17 protein-coding genes are annotated in these 18,768 nt (G+C 62.0%); 13 read left to right on the top strand and 4 right to left on the bottom strand.

The window, feature by feature from the left end; genetic code table 11:
• Positions 1 to 181 precede the first annotated feature (181 nt).
• The 3 genes from FAZ98_RS19225 to FAZ98_RS19215 all read left to right on the top strand — a co-directional run bounded on the left by FAZ98_RS19225 (position 182) and on the right by FAZ98_RS19215 (position 3,350).
• Complete coding sequence (locus FAZ98_RS19225) at positions 182 to 1,414, top strand: ABC transporter substrate-binding protein (RefSeq protein WP_158952901.1); 1,233 nt, start codon at positions 182 to 184, stop codon at positions 1,412 to 1,414.
• Positions 1,415 to 1,602: 188 nt separating this feature from the next.
• Positions 1,603 to 2,508, top strand: coding sequence for a carbohydrate ABC transporter permease (locus FAZ98_RS19220; protein WP_158954063.1), 906 nt, complete (start codon positions 1,603 to 1,605; stop codon positions 2,506 to 2,508).
• Positions 2,505 to 3,350, top strand: coding sequence for a carbohydrate ABC transporter permease (locus tag FAZ98_RS19215; protein WP_158952899.1), 846 nt, complete (start codon positions 2,505 to 2,507; stop codon positions 3,348 to 3,350). The genes FAZ98_RS19220 and FAZ98_RS19215 overlap by 4 nt, the downstream gene beginning before the upstream one ends.
• 106 nt (positions 3,351 to 3,456) lie before the next feature.
• Here FAZ98_RS19215 and FAZ98_RS19210 read toward each other — a convergent pair whose 3' ends face one another.
• Both FAZ98_RS19210 and FAZ98_RS19205 read right to left on the bottom strand, forming a co-directional pair.
• Positions 3,457 to 3,654, bottom strand: a complete 198-nt coding sequence (locus tag FAZ98_RS19210; RefSeq protein WP_158952898.1) for a glycine zipper 2TM domain-containing protein — start codon at positions 3,652 to 3,654, stop codon at positions 3,457 to 3,459.
• An 87-nt stretch (positions 3,655 to 3,741) separates the two neighbouring features.
• Positions 3,742 to 5,283 carry a DHA2 family efflux MFS transporter permease subunit gene (locus FAZ98_RS19205; protein ID WP_158952896.1) on the bottom strand — a complete coding sequence of 514 codons (1,542 nt, stop codon included), beginning with the start codon at positions 5,281 to 5,283 and terminating at the stop codon, positions 3,742 to 3,744.
• Between the two features lie 140 nt (positions 5,284 to 5,423).
• On the opposite strand from FAZ98_RS19205, the gene FAZ98_RS19200 reads away from it, so the two are divergent.
• Entirely contained in the window at positions 5,424 to 5,867 is a 444-nt protein-coding gene (locus FAZ98_RS19200; protein WP_158952895.1) for a MarR family winged helix-turn-helix transcriptional regulator, read from the top strand.
• 45 nt (positions 5,868 to 5,912) lie between these two features.
• On the opposite strand, the gene FAZ98_RS19195 is transcribed toward FAZ98_RS19200, so the two are convergent.
• Both FAZ98_RS19195 and FAZ98_RS19190 read right to left on the bottom strand, forming a co-directional pair.
• Positions 5,913 to 7,403, bottom strand: a complete 1,491-nt coding sequence (locus tag FAZ98_RS19195) for an aldehyde dehydrogenase (RefSeq protein WP_158952893.1) — start codon at positions 7,401 to 7,403, stop codon at positions 5,913 to 5,915.
• 88 nt (positions 7,404 to 7,491) lie between these two features.
• Entirely contained in the window at positions 7,492 to 8,061 is a 570-nt protein-coding gene (locus FAZ98_RS19190) for a cupin domain-containing protein (protein ID WP_158952891.1), read from the bottom strand.
• A 456-nt stretch (positions 8,062 to 8,517) separates the two neighbouring features.
• Between FAZ98_RS19190 and FAZ98_RS35655 the strand changes: the two genes are divergently transcribed.
• From FAZ98_RS35655 to FAZ98_RS19150, 9 genes are all read left to right on the top strand, one after another.
• Complete coding sequence (locus FAZ98_RS35655; RefSeq protein ID WP_233272741.1) at positions 8,518 to 8,742, top strand: hypothetical protein; 225 nt, start codon at positions 8,518 to 8,520, stop codon at positions 8,740 to 8,742.
• Between the two features lie 295 nt (positions 8,743 to 9,037).
• Positions 9,038 to 9,814, top strand: a complete 777-nt coding sequence (locus tag FAZ98_RS19185) for a gamma-glutamyl-gamma-aminobutyrate hydrolase family protein (protein ID WP_158954061.1) — start codon at positions 9,038 to 9,040, stop codon at positions 9,812 to 9,814.
• A gap of 31 nt (positions 9,815 to 9,845) precedes the next feature.
• On the top strand, positions 9,846 to 11,180 hold the full coding sequence (locus FAZ98_RS19180) for a glutamine synthetase family protein (RefSeq protein ID WP_158952889.1): 1,335 nt from the start codon (positions 9,846 to 9,848) through the stop codon (positions 11,178 to 11,180).
• Between the two features lie 19 nt (positions 11,181 to 11,199).
• Positions 11,200 to 12,633, top strand: a complete 1,434-nt coding sequence (locus FAZ98_RS19175; protein WP_158952887.1) for an aspartate aminotransferase family protein — start codon at positions 11,200 to 11,202, stop codon at positions 12,631 to 12,633.
• Positions 12,634 to 12,731: 98 nt separating this feature from the next.
• Positions 12,732 to 13,844, top strand: a complete 1,113-nt coding sequence (locus FAZ98_RS19170; RefSeq protein ID WP_158952885.1) for a polyamine ABC transporter substrate-binding protein — start codon at positions 12,732 to 12,734, stop codon at positions 13,842 to 13,844.
• 243 nt (positions 13,845 to 14,087) lie between these two features.
• On the top strand, positions 14,088 to 15,239 hold the full coding sequence (locus FAZ98_RS19165) for an ABC transporter ATP-binding protein (protein ID WP_158952883.1): 1,152 nt from the start codon (positions 14,088 to 14,090) through the stop codon (positions 15,237 to 15,239).
• A 13-nt stretch (positions 15,240 to 15,252) separates the two neighbouring features.
• Positions 15,253 to 16,224, top strand: a complete 972-nt coding sequence (locus FAZ98_RS19160; RefSeq protein ID WP_158952881.1) for an ABC transporter permease subunit — start codon at positions 15,253 to 15,255, stop codon at positions 16,222 to 16,224.
• Positions 16,221 to 17,126, top strand: coding sequence for an ABC transporter permease subunit (locus FAZ98_RS19155; RefSeq protein WP_158952879.1), 906 nt, complete (start codon positions 16,221 to 16,223; stop codon positions 17,124 to 17,126). Before FAZ98_RS19160 ends, FAZ98_RS19155 begins: the two co-directional genes overlap by 4 nt.
• A gap of 42 nt (positions 17,127 to 17,168) precedes the next feature.
• Positions 17,169 to 18,758 carry a DUF3138 family protein gene (locus FAZ98_RS19150; RefSeq protein WP_158952878.1) on the top strand — a complete coding sequence of 530 codons (1,590 nt, stop codon included), beginning with the start codon at positions 17,169 to 17,171 and terminating at the stop codon, positions 18,756 to 18,758.
• Positions 18,759 to 18,768: the final 10 nt, after the last annotated feature.

Genomic DNA, 18,768 nt, shown 5'->3' with positions numbered 1-18,768 from the left:
GAATTTCCCCTTTTTTACAGCATGTTAGGCAAATTCCGTGACGGAAAACAATATCGAGATTACCAGGTGACATTGTTTTTTTCATCCTGTAGGATTTTTTCAAACAACGCAACCCAGCGCCGGGAAGTCAGCAAACAGGCGGCGGCATAAGCAGGAAAAACCACCCAGCAAGGAGAGAGAGATGTCGTTTCAGGCACGTGCAACCACCACGCTCGGCAAGCTCGCCGTCGCGCTCGCGTTCGCGGGCATCACCGTCGCGGCGCACGCCGACACGGTCCGCGTGACCGTCGCGCACTACAGCGACGCCACCGCCCCGTACTTCGAGAAAATGGCCAAGCAGTTCGAGGCGGCCAACCCCGGCACCACGATCAAGATCGAAGACGTCAACTGGGACTCGCTGCAACAGAAGCTGCAAACGGACATCTCCGGCGGCGCCAACGCCGACCTCGCGATCATCGGTACGCGCTGGCTGCTCGACTTCGTGAAGGACGACATCGCCGAACCGCTCGACCCGTACATGGACGCGAACTTCAAGGCGCGTTTTATCGGGCCGTTCCTCGCGCCGGGTGAAATCAACGGCAAGATCTACGGCCTGCCGATCGCCGCCTCCGCTCGCGCGCTCTACTACAACAAGGACATGCTGGCATCCGTCGGCTATCCCAACGGTCCGAAAACCTGGAACGACGTGATCGAAGCGTCGAAAAAGCTCAAGGCCAAGGGCATTGCCGGCTTCGGTCTGCAAGGCAAGGAGATCGAAACGGACGTCTACTACTACTACGCGCTCTGGACCAACGGCGGCGACGTGGTAGGCAAGGACGGCAAGGCCGCGTTCAACTCGCCGGCCGGCATCAAGGCCGCCACGCTCTACAAGTCGATGATCGACCAGGGCCTCACGGAGCCGGGCGTCACGGGCTATAGCCGCGAAGACGTGCAGAACCTCTTCAAGCAAGGCCGCGTGGCGATGATGATCTCGGCGCCGTTCCTTGCGAAGCAGTTGAAGAAGGAAGCCCCGAACATCAAGTACGGCATCGACCCGATCCCGGTTGGCACGACGGAAGCGACCTACGCGGTCACCGACTCGATCATGATGTTCAAGAACTCGAAGGTGAAGAAGAGCGCCTGGAAGTTCCTCGACTTCCTGTTCACGAAGGGTCCGCGCGTGGAGTTCACGAGCACGGAAGGCTTCCTGCCCACCACCAAGGCCGAAGCCACCGACCCGGCATTCAACGACCCGGACACGAAGGCGTTCGTCGCCCTGCTGCCGCACGCGCACTTCGCACCCACGGTCACCGGCTGGGAAGACACCGCGAAGGCCGTGAGCAACGCGATGCAGTCGATCTACCTCGGCAAGGCCAAGCCCGCCGACGCGCTGAACCAGGCGGCCACGGAAGCCAACAAGTCGCTCAACAAGTAAGTTCGCTTTTACGCAGCACCTGAACAACCGGCGCGCGCCTCGCAACGGCGCGCGCCGGTTTGTCCGCTAACCGCCGTAACGACGTTTCGAAGCCTCGACGATTCGACATGACTACGGGTCCCCTCAAGCCGTCGCCGGCCGAAGCCGCTCCGGGCGACGCCGCCGAACGAACACGCGCCCCTACCCGCATGAGCCGCTCACCCCGTGCCGTTTCCACGCCTCGCGCGCCCTGGCTCCTGATCGTGCCGAGTCTCGTGCTCGCGCTGTTCATCATCAGCTATCCCATCTTCAACATCGTGTGGCAGTCCGTGCACGATGTTTCGCGTTTCGGGCAGATCCGCGATTTCAGCGGGCTGCAAAACTTCTACAACGTGTTCGGCGACCCGGTGTTTTTGACGGCGTTGAAGAACACCGTGATCTGGACGTTCTTCGTGGTGGTGGGCACCGTGGGGATTTCCGTGCCCGTCGCGCTCGTGCTCAATCAGGACTTTTACGGCCGCGGCGTGGCGCGCACGATCATCATGCTGCCGTGGTCGGTGTCGCTCACCATGACGGCCGTGGTCTGGCGCTGGGCCTTCAACGACGACTACGGCATGGTCAACGTCACGCTGCAAAAACTCGGGCTCGTGGCCGGGCCGATTCACTGGCTCGCCACGCCCGAATACGCGTTTCCGGTGGAAATCGCCGTGGGTATTCTCGTGTCGATTCCGTTCACGACCACGATTCTGATCGGCGGTTTGTCTTCAGTACCGGGCGATATCTACGAAGCCGCCCGCATCGACGGCGCAAGCGCCTGGCAACAATTTCGCCAGCTCACGCTGCCGCTCCTGAAGCCGTTCATCAACATGGCGATACTGCTCAACGTGATCTACGTGTTCAACTCGTTTCCGATCATCTGGGTGATGACGCAAGGCGGCCCCGACGACAGCACGCACATTCTCGTCACGTATCTCTACGAACTCGGTTTCAGATTGGGGCGGCCGGGCGAAGCCGCGGCGGTCTCGCTCGTCATGCTCGTCATTCTGTTCGCTTTCTCGGTGGCCTATTTGCGCGTGCAAGGCAAGCGCGGCGACGCACAAGGAGACCTCGCATGAACCGCAAGCTCAAACGTTCCATCTGGTGCTGGCTTGCGCTTTCGCCACTCGTGGTGGCCGTGCTGTTCCCCTTTGCCGTGATGTTCTTCACGTCGTTCAAGCCGGCTTCGGAAGTGTTTGTGTATCCGGCGCGCTGGTTGCCGGTGCAATGGCGCTGGCAAAACTACGTGGATATGTGGCAAGCCGCGAATTTCGGCGTGGCGCTGCGCAATAGCATCGTAGTGAGTTGTCTTTCGACGGCGCTCGCGCTGGCAGTGAGTTTGCCCGCCGCCTATGCGCTCGCGCGCTTCCCGTTTCGCGGGCGCGGCCTGTACCGGCAATTCCTGCTCGTCACGCAAATGCTCTCGCCCATTCTGCTGGTGGTGGGTCTGTTCCGCCTCGCCGCGATGATTCCGTATGGCGACGGCAATCTCGTCGATTCGAAAATCGGCGTGATCGTGTCGTATGCGGCGTTCAATATCGCGTTCGCGGTGTGGATGCTCTCGTCGTATTTCCAGACGGTGCCGCGCGACCTGGAAGAGTCGGCGTGGCTCGAAGGATGCAGCCGCACGGGCGCGGTATTTCGCGTGTTTTTGCCGCTCGCGGTGCCAGCGGTGGTGGTCACGGCCATCTTCACGTTCATTAGCGCGTGGAATGAGTTTGCCGTGGTGTACACGCTCATTCGTTCGCCCGAAAACAAAACGCTCACCGTACAAGTCACCGACATGGTGGCTGGTAAATATACGGTGGAATGGCAATTGGTGATGGCGGCCACGCTCGCGGCCACCCTGCCCGTTTCCGTGGTGTTCGCGTGGCTCCAGCGCTACATGGTGAAAGGTCTGGCGCTGGGCGCAGTGAAATAAGCAGTCGAATAAGCAACGCAAGGCGCGCGCATCGAAACACGATGCGCGCGCTTTTTTTACGCCGCTTCCATCTTTGGCGAATACGGTCGAATGGCGAACTTACTGGTTACTTGCCGAGTTCGTGACCAATCACACCGCCTGCCACCGCGCCGCCCACGGTGCCGACCGCGCTGCCGTTGGTCGCCCGATTGCCGACATAACCGCCCGCGGCCGCGCCGCCGAGCGTGCAGGCGCCGGTGCCCAGCGCGGTAAAGATTACGGTGATGGCGAGAAAAGAGCGCTTGGCGCTGCGGAGCCGGTTCATCGTCGATTCTCCTGATCGATAGGGTTGGCTACACCTCAGCAAACATCGTGCCGCACGCGTGGTGCAGCGTTCGCGCCCTGAAAGCGCTCAATCCATGGCGGCGTGGCTCGTATCGGCGGAAGACGCGCTCGCCGAAGGACGGATCAGCACGAGCAGCGGAATCACCAGCAAGGTCGCGACGAACATCATCTTGAAGTCGTTGAGATACGCGATCATTTCCGCCTGCTGCGTGATTGACTGATTCAGCACGGCCAGGTCGTAACGCGAGCCGTTTTCGAGCATCGGCTGCACGGCCGGATTGAACGGCGTGATATGCGCGGCGAGATCGGAATGGGCGATTTGCGTGCCACGCGTGACAAAGGTCTGCACGATCGAAATGCCGATACTGCTGCCGATATTGCGCATGAGGCTGTACGTGGCGGTACCGTCGGCGCGCAATTGCGGCGTGAGCGTGGAGAACGTGAGCGCCGAAAGCGGCACGAACACGAAGCCCAGGCCGAAGCCCTGCACGACGCCCGGCCACACGATATCCGAAGCGGAAAGCACGATCGTGTACTGCATCATCTGCCACAGCGCATACGCGGAAACGGCAAAGCCGAACAGCAGCATCGCGCGCGCATCCACGTGCTTGAGCATGCGTCCCGCGATCAGCATGGCAATCATGGTGCCCGCGCCGCTCGGCGCCGTCACCAGTCCCGTGGTCGCGACGGGATAGCCCATGAGGTTTTGCAGCATCGGCGGCAACAGCGCTCGCGTGGCGTACAGCACGGCGCCGATTACGAAGATGAAGAACGTGCCGGTCGCGAAGTTGCGATCCTTGAGTAGCTGATAGCGGAAGAAGGTGTTCGGCCCGGACGTGGCCGTATGCACGATGAAGAACGCGAACGAGAGCGCCGCGAGCAGCGCCTCGATGCGAATCTCCAGCGAGCCGAACCAGTCGAGTTGCTCGCCGCGATCGAGCATGGCCTGCAATGCGCCAATAGCGAGCGCGAGCGTGGCGAAGCCGAATACGTCGAAGCGCTGCTCGCGCGCGGGCGTGCGCGAAGGCAGAAACGTGGAAACGCCGAAGAACGCGAACAGCCCCACTGGCACGTTGATGAAGAACACCCAGCGCCAGTTGTAGCTGTCGGTGAGCCAGCCGCCGAGCGTGGGGCCGAGCACGGGGCCGACCATCACGCCCATGCCCCACACGGCCATGGCCTGGCCTTGTTTTTCGCGTGGATTGATGTCGAGAAGAATCGACTGCGAGAGCGGCACCAGCGAGGCGCCGAACACGCCCTGCAACAGCCGCGCAACCACGATCTCGCCCAGCGTTTCCGAAAGCCCGCATAGCGCCGAAGCGATGGTGAAACCCACCACGGCCACGTTCAGCAGCGTCTTCACGCCGTAGCGATCCGCGAGCCAGCCCGTGAGCGGCGTGGCAATGGCCGCCGCGACGATATACGAGGTGAGCACCCACGTGATCTCGTCCTGCGAAGCCGAGAGCGTGCCTTGCATGTGCGGCAGCGCGACGTTGGCGATCGTGCTGTCGAGCGTTTGCATCAAGGTGGCGAGCATGATCGAGAGCGTGATCATGCCGCGATTGAGCGGTGCCTCCGGGTGTGGCGCTGCTTGCGAGACTGCTGTCATCGTGCCGTCATGGTGGTGAGAGCGAAGCGTCGAATAATAATAAGCGTGCTTATTATACGAATCGGCGCCGCCCGCGCAATTGGTATCGATGGGGAGTTGGCGGCCGACATCGCGGGCGCGCGCGCCCGTATAATCGCGCGATGACTACCGACCTCGAAAAGCGCTTCGGCTTCCTGGTGATCGAAGTGGGGCGCCTGTACGGCAAACGTTACGACGAGCTGGCCAAGTCGTCGATCGAACTCACGCGCGCGCAATGCCGCATGATCGCGTACCTCGCCCACTACGGCGACATGAACCAGGCGAGCCTCGCCGAACTGCTTGAAGTCGCGCCGATCTCCGCGGGGCGGCTGCTCGAACGCATGGAGGAAGGCGGCTGGGTCGAGCGCACGCCCAACCCCAACGATCGCCGCGAACTGATGGTGAGCCTCACGCCAAAGGCCGAGGCTGTGCTCACGGGCGCGCGCCGCGTGGGCGACGAGGTGCAGTCGGAAGCGCTCGCGGGCTTCACGCCCGAGGAGGCGGAGCAGTTCAGCAGCATGCTTCAACGCGTGCGCAAAAATCTCGGCGTGCTGGTGGAGCGCTGAAGGCATTGCGCCTTCAGCGCGGCTTCTGCTTCTCCGGCTCCGCGTTTAACGCAGACGCACGAGCGTCGACTTCAACTCCGTGTACTTCTCCAGCGCGTGCAGCGACTTGTCGCGGCCGTTGCCCGACTCCTTGAAGCCGCCGAACGGGAAGTTCATGTCGCCGCCTTCGTCGTAGCAATTCACCCACACCGTGCCCGCGCGCAAGCGTCGCGAGATCTCGTGCGCGTGCGTAAGATTCGCGGTCCACACCGCCGCCGCCAACCCGTAAGCGCTTTCGTTGGCGATGCGCACCGCTTCGTCGATGGTACTGAACGTGATGACCGACAGCACCGGCCCGAAAATTTCCTCGCGCGCGATCTTCGTGTCGTGATGCGTGTCGAACACCGTGGGCTCGACATAGAAGCCGCCGCTTTCCGCATTCACGCGCTCGCCGCCCACCAGTAGTTTCGAGTCCTTGCGGCCCGCATCAATATAGTGCAGCACGCGATCGAGCTGGACCTTGTCGACGATCGCTCCCATCGACACCTTCGGATCCAGAGGATTCCCAGGGATATACGCTTTGGCTGCCTCCACGAGCTTGGCCAGAAAGACTTCCTTGATCTCGCGATGCACGAGCAGACGCGAACCCGCCGTGCACATTTCGCCCATGTTGTAGAAGATCGCGCTGGCCGCGGCACTGGCTGCACGGTCGAGGTCGGGGCAATCGGGCAGTACGATATTGGGCGACTTGCCGCCCAGTTCGAGCCACACGCGCTTGAGGTTCGACTGGCCCGCGTACTGCATGATCTGCTTGCCCACGTTGGTCGATCCCGTGAACGCGATGCAATCGACATCGCTATGCAAGCCCAGCAATTTGCCCGGTTCGCCGCCGCCCGGCAACACGTTGAAGACGCCCGCCGGAATGCCCGCTTCGTGCGCGAGTTGCGCCACGCGAATGGCCGTGAGCGGCGACTTTTCAGAAGGTTTGAGCACGACGCTATTGCCGGCCGCGAGCGCGGGACCGAACTTCCACGACGCCATCAGGATGGGGAAATTCCACGGCACCACGGCGGCCACCACGCCGATGGGTTCGCGCGTGACGAGGCCCACGAGATGATGATCGGCGGGCACGACCTCGCCGCCCACCTTGTCGATGGCTTCCGCGAACCACTCCACGCAATACGCCGCGCCCGGCACGTCCACCGTGGTGGTGTCGCCGATGGGCTTGCCCGCGTCGAGGGTTTCGAGCAACGCGAGTTCGTCGAGATGCTCACGCATGAGCGCGGCCCAGCGCTGCAGCACGGCCTTGCGGGCGCGCGGATTGAGGCCGGCCCACACGCCCGCCTCGAATGCGCGACGCGCGGCGCCCACGGCCGCATCCACGTCGGCCGCGCCACAGTCCGCCACGTTGGCCAGCACGCGCGAATCGATCGGACTCACGCACTCGAACGTGCGGCCCGAATATGCGTCGCGATACGCGCCGTCGATGAATGCGCGACCTTCGATCGATAGCGTCGCGGCCTTGTCCTGCCAGTAAGCGAATGTTTTCTTTTCCATCAGGATGCCTCAATGATTGACGATTCGCGGCGCGCACCGCTGCCTGCGCGGCGTACACCGGCGACTCGAATACGCGCGTTCGGAACGATCAGAAAGTGGGCGGCGAATTCGCCGAGACCACTTCGCAGATGTCGTCCGCGCTGGGATTGCGGAAACGGTGCGGGAAGCGACTTTCGAAGTAATAGCTGTCGCCGGGGTCCAGCAGCCACGTGGTGCTGTCCACGGTCAGTTCGAGTTGGCCCGATACGACCACGCCGCCTTCATGACCGGCGTGGGTGAGCATCTCGGGACCAGTATCGGCAAGCGGCTGATACACCTCGCGAAGAATGCCCATGTTGCGGTCCCTCACGTTCGCGCCCGCCAGATAGAACTGGATCGACTCGTTGCCGAGGTTGGGCATCTCGCCGCGCCGCGACACGATGCTCGCGCCCTCATCCAGATCGAACGTGAAGAATTCCGCGAGACTCATGGGAATGCATTCGAGCAACTTCTTCAACGAACCCACCGAGGGACTGACTCGACTTTGTTCGATGAGTGAGATCGCACCATTCGTCACGCCCGCGCGTTTGGCCAGCTCGCGTTGCGAGAGACCGTATCGTTTGCGAACATGCCGCAAACGCGTGGCGACTTCGGTGGAGACGGAGGCGGACTCGGACACGTGGAAGACCGTTGGCAGAAAGCGCGCGTGGGCACGACGCGGCGGACGTGTTGAATATTCTAATCAGTTTGCCGTTTTTTGCGTCAGTACAAACCCCTGTAAGTTATTCGAAATATCACGAAGCGTCACTTCTTGTAGGCGTCTATTCCGCATAGAGAGTGAGTTCTCTAATAAGAGTCATCTCTCGATTGAACCCATCGGGAAAGTGCTGACATAAAAAACGTAAAAAAATAATTGACGCCCTTTTTGGCTCGTATATGCTGGACTACAGATCGAACAGCCCTTGTTTAAGGCACGTTGCGGCGCAAAACGCGGCGTGCAAGGCAAAGAACCTGAGAGTCGATCGCATTCGGTGCGCAATACATTGATCGCTCAATATGTGAATGATTCAATGCATTGAACATATCGAATGTTTTAAATCGAACGTCTAAATTAACGTAATCAGCGAGTGTTATTGTGAGAGTCCGTGGCCCTCTGGTGAGATGGGATCGTAGTCATGCGAGGTGTCTTCGCAGTGACTGCACCGCCATCGCCGACGGCACTAGCGGCAGGCTTGCCTCTCGCCTGTTCCTGTCCGTCTTCACAATCCTTTCCCGTCGCTCGGTGCGTCGTCACAACGCCGTCTCCGCACGCGCGTTCATCGCCGTCCATACGGACGAAGTCGCGTCGCTCCTGCCCTAGCGCCTTTCCTTCCCGCGCCGTTCGTTACTGCCGTCTGTCTGTTTTTCGTCGTCTTTTCGCGGCCTGCTGGCTCGCGCGAAAGCGTCGCGGCTGCGCTCGTCTGAACACAGTCGCACCGCATACCGGCAAGAAACGAACCGCCTACCTGATCTCCACGCGCAGCGCCATGCGTTAGCGTCGCTACGCGCATAGCATTCCGGGTTTGCCGCTTTGCCTGCACCGCAAAGCCAGCAAGGTCATGTCACGCCCGCCGATATCATCAAGATCTCGCGGGCCTGGAAGTGAAACGTTAGTTATGCGAACCAGACCATTGATAGGCATTACCGCCGACCGCACGATGATGGGCCCGCATGCCTCGCATGTCAGCGGCGAGAAGTACCTCCTTGCCGCCGTGGACGGCGCGGGCGCTCTCGCGTTCGTGCTGCCCGCGCTCGGCGAACGCCAACGCGCCAGCGACATTCTCGAAGCCGTGGACGGCCTGCTCTTCACGGGCAGCTATTCGAACGTGGAGCCGCATCGTTATGGCAGCCAGGCGAGCGAGACGGACACGCTTCACGATCCGCATCGCGATGCCACCACGCTGCCGCTCATGCGTGCCGCGATCGACGCAGGCGTGCCCGTACTTGCGATTTGCCGCGGCTTTCAGGAGATGAACGTGGTGTTCGGCGGCACGCTGCATCAACAGGTGCACGCGGTGGCGGGCTACACCGATCATCGCGAGAACAAGGCCGACGCGCTCGATCGGCAATACGGACCCGCGCATACCGTGAAGCTTGCTGAAGGCGGCCTGCTGCAACAACTCGCCGGGAATGCGCGCGACGTGCAAGTCAATTCGCTGCACGGCCAGGGCATTGAACGGCTCGGCGCGGGACTGGTAGCAGAAGCTTACGCACCCGATGGCCTGATCGAAGCCGTGATCGTTGCGCGCGCAGCGACTTTCGCGCTTGGCGTGCAATGGCACCCGGAATGGAAACACGCTGAAAACGCCCTTTCCACCGCGATTTTCGGCGCCTTTGGCGACGCCTGCCGCAACCGCATGCTGGCGCGAACACCGCGCGCCAAACACGCTTGATGCCGGCCCCTACAGAACAGAGAGAACGATCATGCACGACATCGACGAATTCCTGAAGAAACACCGCATCACTGAAATCGAAGCCATCATTCCCGACATGGCGGGCATCGCGCGCGGCAAGATCATTCCGCGCAGCAAGTTCGAGTCGGGCGAATCCATGCGGCTGCCGCAAGCGGTGATGATCCAGACCGTTACCGGCGACTACCCCGAAGACGGCAGCCTCACGGGCGTCACCGACCCCGACATGGTGTGCGTGCCCGACGCTTCCACTATCCGCATCATTCCGTGGGCGGTCGATCCCACGGCGCAGGTGATTCACGACTGCGTGCACTTCGACGGCTCGCCCGTGGAAATCTCGCCGCGCCGGGTGCTGCGCCGCGTGCTCGAACTCTACGAAGCGAAGGGCTGGAAGCCCGTGATCGCGCCGGAACTGGAGTTCTATCTCGTCGACATGAACAAGGACCCGGACATTCCGCTCGCGCCGCCGATCGGCCGCACAGGGCGCCCGGAAACCGGCCGCCAGGCGTATTCGATCGAAGCGGTGAACGAGTTCGATCCGCTCTTCGAAGACATCTACGAGTACTGCGATATTCAGGAGCTGGAAGTCGACACGCTCATTCACGAAGTGGGCGCGGCGCAGATGGAAATCAACTTCCTGCACGGCGATCCGCTCAATCTCGCCGACCGCGTGTTCCTCTTCAAACGCACGGTGCGCGAAGCGGCATTGCGTCATCACATGTACGCCACGTTCATGGCGAAGCCCATGGAGAACGAGCCGGGTTCGGCCATGCACGTGCATCAGAGTCTCGTGAGCTCGGAAAGCGGCCAGAACCTCTTCACGGGCCCGGACGGCAAGCCCACCGACATGTTCCATGCGTATATCGCGGGTTTGCAAAAGTACACGCCCGCGCTCATGCCGATCTTCGCGCCGTACATCAATTCGTATCGCCGTCTCTCGCGCTTCATGGCCGCGCCCATCAACGTGGCCTGGGGTTACGACAACCGCACCGTGGGCTTTCGCGTGCCGTATTCGTCGCCGGCCGCGCGCCGTGTGGAAAACCGCATTCCGGGCGTGGACTGCAACCCGTACCTCGCCATCGCGGCCACGCTCGCGGCGGGCTATCTCGGCATGACGCAGCACCTCAAGCCGACCGAACCGCTCGTGAGCGACGGCTATTCCCTGCCCTACCAGCTGCCGCGCAATCTGGAAGAAGGCATCACGCTGATGGCCGGTTGCGAGCCGCTCAACGGCATTCTCGGCGAGAAGTTCGTGCGCGCGTACCTCGCGCTCAAGGAAACCGAATACGAAGCGTATTTCCGCGTCATCAGTTCGTGGGAACGCAAGCACTTGCTGCTGCACGTGTGAAACGACAAGGAGACAAGACATGAGCTATCGAATCGACGCCCCGGCCAGCGCAATCGAGGACATTCCCACTACGTTGCGCGCGCAACCATCCCGTTCGACCGGCGAATACCGCGCGCTCGACGCCGCGCATCACATTCATCCGTTCTCAGACATGGGCTCGCTCAACAAGGCGGGCAGCCGCGTGATCGTGAAGGCGAAAGGCGTGTACCTGTGGGACTCGGAAGGCAACAAGATCATCGACGGCATGGCGGGCCTGTGGTGCGTGAACGTGGGTTACGGCCGGAAGGAACTCGCCGAGGCCGGTTATCGGCAAATGCAGGAACTGCCGTTCTACAACACGTTCTTCAAGACCACGCACCCGCCCGTGATCGAGCTTTCCACGCTGCTCGCGCAAATCACGCCCGCGCCGTTCAATCACTTCTTCTATTGCAACAGCGGCTCCGAAGGCAACGACACGGTGCTGCGCATCGTGCATCAGTTCTGGCTCACGCAAGGCAAGCCTTCGAAGAAGGTTGTCATCTCGCGCCGCAACGCGTATCACGGCTCGACCATCGCGGGCGGCACGCTCGGCGGCATGGGCTACATGCACGAGCAGATGCCGTCGAAGGTCGAGAACATCGTGCATATCGACCAGCCGTATTTTTACGGCGAAGCCGAAGGCAACCTGACGCCCGAGGAATTCGGCCTCGCGCGCGCGCAGCAACTCGAAGCGAAGATACTCGAAGTGGGCGCGCAGAACGTGGCCGCCTTTATCGGCGAGCCGTTCCAGGGCGCGGGCGGCGTGATCTTCCCGCCTTCCACGTACTGGCCGGAAATTCAACGCATTTGCCGCAAATACGACGTGCTGCTGTGCGCCGACGAGGTGATCGGCGGCTTCGGCCGCACCGGCGAATGGTTCGCGCATGAGCACTTCGGCTTCGAGCCCGACCTCATCACCATGGCGAAGGGCCTCACCAGCGGTTATGTGCCGATGGGCGCCGTGGGCCTTCATGACCGCATCGCGAAAGCACTCATCGAGAACGGCGAGTTCAATCACGGCCTCACGTACTCGGGGCATCCCGTGGCGGCCGCCGTGGCCATCGCCAATCTCAAGCTGTTGCGCGACGAAGGCATCGTGGCGCGCGTGAAGTCGGATACCGGTCCCTATTTCCAGCAGCGGTTGCGCGAAACCTTCGCCAATCATCCGATTGTTGGCGACATCGCGGGCACGGGTCTCGTGGCCGGCTTGCAACTCGCCGAAGATCCGGCCACGCGCAAGCGCTTCGCGAATGGCGGCGACGTGGGCACGATCTGCCGCGACTTCTGCTTCAACGGCAATCTCATCATGCGCGCCACCGGCGACCGCATGCTGCTCTCGCCGCCGCTCGTGGTCACGCACGGCGAGATCGACGAAATCGTGTCGAAGGCGAAGCACGCCGTCGACGCCACCGCGCAACAACTGGGTCTTTCCTAACGCCACTTGTCCAACGGCGCGCGGCACACGACGGGGTGCCGGCGCATGCGGGCGGGTGAAACGCCGCGCGCCGAACTTGACCTTCTGGGGAAATCAACATGAGTGTGAGTCATCTTCGTCATGCAGTCGCGATCGCTGCCCTCGCCACGTGCGCGGGTCTCACGGCCACATCGAGCCACGCCGCCGACACGGAACTGAACGTCTACAACTGGTCCGACTACATTGCGAAGGACACGATCCCGAACTTCGAAAAGCAAACGGGCATTCACGTCAAGTACGACAACTACGATAGCGACGACACGCTGCAAGCGAAGCTACTCGCGGGTAGCTCGGGCTACGACATCGTCGTGCCCACTTCGAACTACATGGCCAAGCAGATTCAGGCCGGTGTGTACCAGAAGCTCGACAAGTCGAAGATTCCGAATCTCGCGAACCTCGATCCCGTGCTCATGCACATGATCGCCGACGCCGACCCGGGCAATCAGTACGGGGTGCCCTGGGCCTATGGCACGGACGGCATTGGCTACAACGACGAAGCGGTGCAGAAGGCGTTCGGCGGCAACGCGCCGACCGACACGTGGGCGCTCGTGTTCGACCCCGCGAATCTCTCGAAGCTCAAGGGCTGCGGCGTCTCGTTCCTCGATCAGGCCGCCGACGTGTTCGCCGCCACGCTGCAGTATCTGCACAAGGACCCGAACAGCACGAACCCCGCCGACTACCAGGCCGCGTATGAAACGCTCAAGAAGGTGCGCCCGTACATCACGCAGTTCAACTCGTCGGGCTATATCAACGACCTCGTGAACAACGACATCTGCGTGGCCGTGGGCTGGTCGGGCGACGTGGGCATCGCGCATCGCCGTGCGGAAGAGGCCAAGCGCTCGTATCACATCAAGTTCTCGAACGTGAAGGAAGGCGGCCTGCTGTGGTTCGACGTGATGGTCGTGCCGAAGGACGCGCCGCATCCCGAAGCCGCCATGAAGTGGATCAACTACATCTCGGACCCGAAGGTCAACGCCGCCATCACCAACGAGGTGTTCTATCCCACCGCGAACAAGGCGGCCCGCCAGTTCGTGACGCCGGCCGTCGCGCAGGATCAGACCGTGTATCCGTCCGACGACGTGCTCAAGAAGATGACGCTGATGAAGCCGATGCCGGCCGAAATCCTGCGCCTCGAAAACCGTCTCTGGTCGCAGCTGAAAACGGGCCACTGACGCACCGATCCCGAAGGAGAAGGAAGGAGACAACGCGCGGAGGAGGGATCGCTCGACCCCTCGCCGCCTGAAGTTCGCATGCCGTAGTCCGCTCGCGCGACGCCGCCCATTGAAGAAACGACGCGCGCGAGCCTCCTCAGCTCCGTTCGCAGTACTGATTTCCGCGAGCCGCTCACGCGCCCCGTGCGGGCCGGCTTGCGCCTGAAAAACGTACTGCGATCAGAAAGGAACCCTGCTTACATCATGAATTCGACGTCTCAAGTCACTGCATCGGAAGCCGCGCGCGCCAGCGCCAGGGCGTCCAGTCACGACGCCTTCGTGCGCATCGAAAACGTCGTCAAGAAGTTCGGCGAAAGCATCGCCGTCAACAACGTGAGCCTGAACATCGCGAAGAACGAACTGTTCGCACTGCTCGGCAGTTCGGGCTGCGGCAAGTCCACGCTGCTGCGCATGCTGGCCGGGCTGGAAACAGCGACCTCCGGCAAGATCTTCGTGGATGGCGAAGACCTCGCGGCACTGCCGCCGTATCGCCGCCCCGTCAACATGATGTTCCAGTCCTACGCGCTGTTTCCGCACATGACGGTGGAGTCGAACGTCGCGTTCGGTCTGAAGCAGGAGGGCGTGCCGAAGAACGAGATTCGCGAGCGTGTGGCGGATGCGCTCCATCTCGTGCAGATGAGCCGCTATGCGAAGCGCAAACCGCATCAACTCTCCGGCGGCCAGCAACAGCGCGTCGCGCTCGCGCGTTCGCTCGTCAAGCGTCCGAAGCTGCTGCTGCTCGACGAGCCCATGTCGGCGCTCGACAAGAAGATCCGCCAGAAGACGCAGCTCGAACTCGTGAACATCATCGAGAAAGTGGATGTCACCTGTGTGATGGTCACGCACGACCAGGAAGAGGCGATGACGATGGCGAACCGTCTCGCAGTGATGAGCGAAGGCCGCATCGTGCAGATCGGTTCGCCAGGCGAAGTCTACGAGTTCCCCAATAGCCGCTTCTCCGCCGAATTCATCGGCTCGACCAATCTGTTCGAAGGCAAGGTCGTGGAGGACGAGCCCGATCACATCTACGTGGAAAGCGAAGACCTCGAGGCGCGCATGTACGTGAGCCACGGCGTAACAGGTCCGCTCGGCATGCCGGTGGGCATTTCCGTACGTCCCGAGCGCGTGCGCGTGACGCGCGACAAGCCCGGCGCCGCACACAACTGGGCGCGCGGCGTGGTCACCGACGTGGCCTACATGGGCAGCTACTCGCTCTATCACGTGCGCTTGCCGGGCGGCAAGGTCGTGGTCTCGAATCTTTCCAGCTCGCATCTCATGAACGAAGGCGCGCCCGCCTGGAACGACGACGTGTACGTCTCGTGGTCGCCGGCGAGCGGCGTCGTGCTCACGCAATGAGGAGGACACGTCAATGAGTACCTCGCTTACCCCTTCGCCGCGCGCCACCACGGCGCCGAATACCGCGCGCGCCACTGTCCTCACGCGCTTCGCCCGACGCTTCGTACCTTCAGGCCGCACGACCGTGATCGGCGTGCCGTTCCTGTGGCTCGCCGTGTTCTTCGCGCTGCCGTTCGTGCTTGTGCTGAAAATCAGTTTCGCCGATCAGGTGATGGGCATTCCGCCCTACTCCAACCTCGTCGAAATGAAAGACGGCATGGTGCATTTCGCACTGCAACTCGGCCACTACGCGTTCCTGCTGCAAGACAGCCTCTATATCGCCACCTATATCAGCTCGCTGAAGATGGCGGCGGTCTCCACGTTCTTCTGCTTGTTGATCGGCTATCCCATCGCTTACTACATCGCGCGTTCGAATCCGGCCACGCGCAACTTGCTGATGATGGGCGTGATGCTGCCGTTCTGGACGTCGTTTCTTATTCGCGTATATGCGTGGATCGGCATTCTCAAGGACGACGGCCTGCTCAATCACGCGCTCATGGCCATTGGCCTGATTCACTCGCCGCTGCGCCTCTATCACAGCGACGCGGGCGTCTATATCGGCATGGTCTATTCGTATCTGCCGTTCATGGTAATGCCGCTCTACGCGCATCTCGTGAAGATGGATCTCACGCTGCTCGAAGCCGCGTACGACCTCGGCGCGAAGCCATGGGTCGCATTCACGCAGATCACCTTGCCGCTCTCGAAGAACGGAATCATCGCGGGCAGCCTGCTCGTGTTCATTCCCGCCGTGGGCGAGTACGTGATTCCCGAACTGCTGGGCGGCGCGGACACGCTCATGATCGGCCGCGTGATGTGGGACGAGTTCTTCAACAACATGGACTGGCCGATGGCCTCCGCCGTGACCGTGGCGATGGTGTTGCTGCTGCTCGTGCCGATGGCGGTCTTTCAGTACTACCAGGTCAAGGAACTGGAGGAAGCGAAATGATCAAGCCCAATCGAACCCTGCAATCCGGCGTGCTCACGTTCGGCTTTCTGTTTCTCTATATCCCCATCGTCAGTCTCGTCGTGTACTCGTTCAACGAGTCGAAGCTCGTGACGGTATGGTCGGGCTTCTCGCTCAAATGGTATGCGGCGCTTCTTCAGGATGACGAACTGCTTTCCGCCGCGTGGCTCTCGCTGAAGATCGGCTTGATGACGGCGTTCGCCTCGGTGGTGATCGGCACGTGGGCGGGCTTCGTGCTCGCGCGCATGGGTCGCTTTCGCGGCTTCACGCTTTACACGGGCATGATCAACGCGCCGCTCGTGATTCCCGAAGTCATTCAGGGCATTTCGCTGCTGCTGCTGTTCGTCGCGCTCGAACAGATGCTCGGCTGGCCGAAGGGGCGCGGCATCGTCACGATCTGGATCGGTCACGTCATGCTGTGCGTGTCGTATGTGGCGATCATCGTGCAGTCGCGCGTGAAGGAGATGAACCAGTCGCTCGAAGAAGCGGCGCTCGATCTCGGCGCAACGCCGCTCAAGGTGTTCTTCGTCGTCACCTTGCCGCTCATCTCGCAGGCGCTGCTCTCGGGCTGGCTGCTCTCGTTCACGCTCTCGATCGACGACCTCGTGCTCTCCGCGTTCCTCTCGGGCCCGGGCTCGACCACGCTGCCGCTCGTGGTGTTCTCGCGCGTGCGTCTGGGCCTCAATCCGGAGATGAACGCGCTCGCCACGCTCTTCATCACCGCCGTCACGATCGGCGTGATTGCCGTGAACCAGTTGATGAGCGCACGCGAAAAGAAGCGCATGCGCGACATGCAACTCGCCTTCGTCCAACCCGACCCCGCCGAAAGCCTGACGCCGCCCGCAACCGCCGTGGGCGCGCCGATCGGGCGACGCGCTGCCTGACCCACTCGAACGACTCTGCCATAACGACAAGGAGAATTCCCAATGAAGAAGAAGCTAATCTGTTTGCTGGTGGCCGGGGCACTGCCTGGGCTCGCATTGGCGGACTCGACCAGCGAACAGATCAAAGCCCTGCAGGCGCAGCTCAATGCGCTGCAAAAGGAGGTGAAGTCGCTCAAGACCGAGATCGCACAATCGAAAACAGGCGGGAAGAATGCGCCAATCGTGGCGAGTAGCGCGGGCACGGCGGCGGCACCCGCGCCCGCCATCGACATTAGTTCGCCCGATTACGGCAAGGCGCCCGCGCGCCTGACCAACGACGACGTCGACTCGATGAAGCAGCAGATCGCGAGCCAGCAACTCAAGGTGGATTCGCTCACCGACGCGGCCACGACCGGCCCGCTCGCGGGTCTGTCGATCACCGGCTATCTCGACCCCACCTACTTGTATAACCGCGCGGGCAGCAGTTCGTCGTTCCTGTTCGCGAATCACGAAAGCGTCTACAACTACTTCAACAGCACGTTCGGCGATCTCTATCTCGACATCAAGAAGACGTTCGGCGTGGGCCCGATGGCGCCTTCGGCCGAAATCACGCTCATGCCCAATCGCGGCAACGGCATCACGCTGCTGCAGGACTCGCACGGCAATATCGGCAACAACATCCTGAACACGGCGGTCATCACGATTCCGATGACGTCGACGAGCACGTTCGTCGCCGGTTTGATGCCGAGCTTTGGCGGCTACGAAGTGCAGCAGTCGAACCAGATGCTCACGCTCACGCACAACCTGCTCTACGACTTCTCGGACCCGGGCAGCTACGTGGGCGTGGGCTGGAACTACACGCCCGACGGCAGCAAGTGGGCCTTCAAGTTCATGGTGGGCAACGAGCAGTACCGCACCTATGGCGCGACCACGCAAACCGGCCAGAACGCGCTGGGCGACCCGATCACCGCGAGCAACAAGATCCCGACCTTCACGGCACGCGCGGACTACACGATGTCGAGCGCGCTCGATATCGGCGGCTCGGTCAACGTCGGGCGTCAAACGCTGCCAAGCGCGTTCGACGCCACCTCGGGCACGACGACCTATGGCGTGGGCGGCCAGGCGGCGAGCTCGGGCGGCTACTTCCTGTTCGGCGAACTCGACGCGACCTACACGCTCGCCGACATTCAATACAACGCCGAACTCGATTACGGCCAGCAGCAGCGCGCCGCATTCAACGGCGGCAACGCGCAGTGGTACGGCTTCTCGCTGCTCGCGCATCGCAAGTTCAACGCGCCGGTGGTCGGCCGCATGGGCGCGACGCTGCGTTACGACCTGCTCGCCGACACGAAGAACGGCGGCGGTGGCGGCGGCGTCGCGTTGAATTCGAACGGCATGGACCCGTACAACGGTTTCGGCATTGGCGCGGATTGCCTCGCGAATTCGCAGGCGGGCGGCGGTTACGGCTTCGAGTGCAAGGGCGCGGTGCGTCAGGACGTGGCGCTCGATCTGCTGTTCTACCCCACGCAGGCGATCACAGTGAAGGTCGAATATCGCCACGACTGGTCCTCGCAGCGCGTATTCCTGCGCAACGACGGCTCGTACAGCAAGAGCAACGATCTGCTCGGCGCGCAGTTCATCTACTCGTTCTAACAGCGCGACG

Origin of the sequence: Paraburkholderia acidisoli (assembly GCF_009789675.1) — a bacterium.
Classification (GTDB): domain Bacteria; phylum Pseudomonadota; class Gammaproteobacteria; order Burkholderiales; family Burkholderiaceae; genus Paraburkholderia; species Paraburkholderia acidisoli.
This window is presented reverse-complemented; position numbering and strand designations above follow the sequence as displayed.

Excerpts from the sequence above, each read along its gene's own strand:
- FAZ98_RS19225 (WP_158952901.1), top strand. The coding sequence starts at position 182 with ATGTCGTTTCAGGCACGTGCAACCACCACGCTCGGCAAGCTCGCCGTC.
- FAZ98_RS19220 (WP_158954063.1), top strand. The coding sequence starts at position 1,603 with ATGAGCCGCTCACCCCGTGCCGTTTCCACGCCTCGCGCGCCCTGGCTC.
- FAZ98_RS19215 (WP_158952899.1), top strand. The coding sequence starts at position 2,505 with ATGAACCGCAAGCTCAAACGTTCCATCTGGTGCTGGCTTGCGCTTTCG.
- FAZ98_RS19210 (WP_158952898.1), bottom strand. The coding sequence starts at position 3,654 with ATGAACCGGCTCCGCAGCGCCAAGCGCTCTTTTCTCGCCATCACCGTA.
- FAZ98_RS19205 (WP_158952896.1), bottom strand. The coding sequence starts at position 5,283 with ATGACAGCAGTCTCGCAAGCAGCGCCACACCCGGAGGCACCGCTCAAT.
- FAZ98_RS19200 (WP_158952895.1), top strand. The coding sequence starts at position 5,424 with ATGACTACCGACCTCGAAAAGCGCTTCGGCTTCCTGGTGATCGAAGTG.
- FAZ98_RS19195 (WP_158952893.1), bottom strand. The coding sequence starts at position 7,403 with ATGGAAAAGAAAACATTCGCTTACTGGCAGGACAAGGCCGCGACGCTA.
- FAZ98_RS19185 (WP_158954061.1), top strand. The coding sequence starts at position 9,038 with ATGCGAACCAGACCATTGATAGGCATTACCGCCGACCGCACGATGATG.
- FAZ98_RS19180 (WP_158952889.1), top strand. The coding sequence starts at position 9,846 with ATGCACGACATCGACGAATTCCTGAAGAAACACCGCATCACTGAAATC.
- FAZ98_RS19175 (WP_158952887.1), top strand. The coding sequence starts at position 11,200 with ATGAGCTATCGAATCGACGCCCCGGCCAGCGCAATCGAGGACATTCCC.
- FAZ98_RS19170 (WP_158952885.1), top strand. The coding sequence starts at position 12,732 with ATGAGTGTGAGTCATCTTCGTCATGCAGTCGCGATCGCTGCCCTCGCC.
- FAZ98_RS19165 (WP_158952883.1), top strand. The coding sequence starts at position 14,088 with ATGAATTCGACGTCTCAAGTCACTGCATCGGAAGCCGCGCGCGCCAGC.
- FAZ98_RS19160 (WP_158952881.1), top strand. The coding sequence starts at position 15,253 with ATGAGTACCTCGCTTACCCCTTCGCCGCGCGCCACCACGGCGCCGAAT.
- FAZ98_RS19155 (WP_158952879.1), top strand. The coding sequence starts at position 16,221 with ATGATCAAGCCCAATCGAACCCTGCAATCCGGCGTGCTCACGTTCGGC.
- FAZ98_RS19150 (WP_158952878.1), top strand. The coding sequence starts at position 17,169 with ATGAAGAAGAAGCTAATCTGTTTGCTGGTGGCCGGGGCACTGCCTGGG.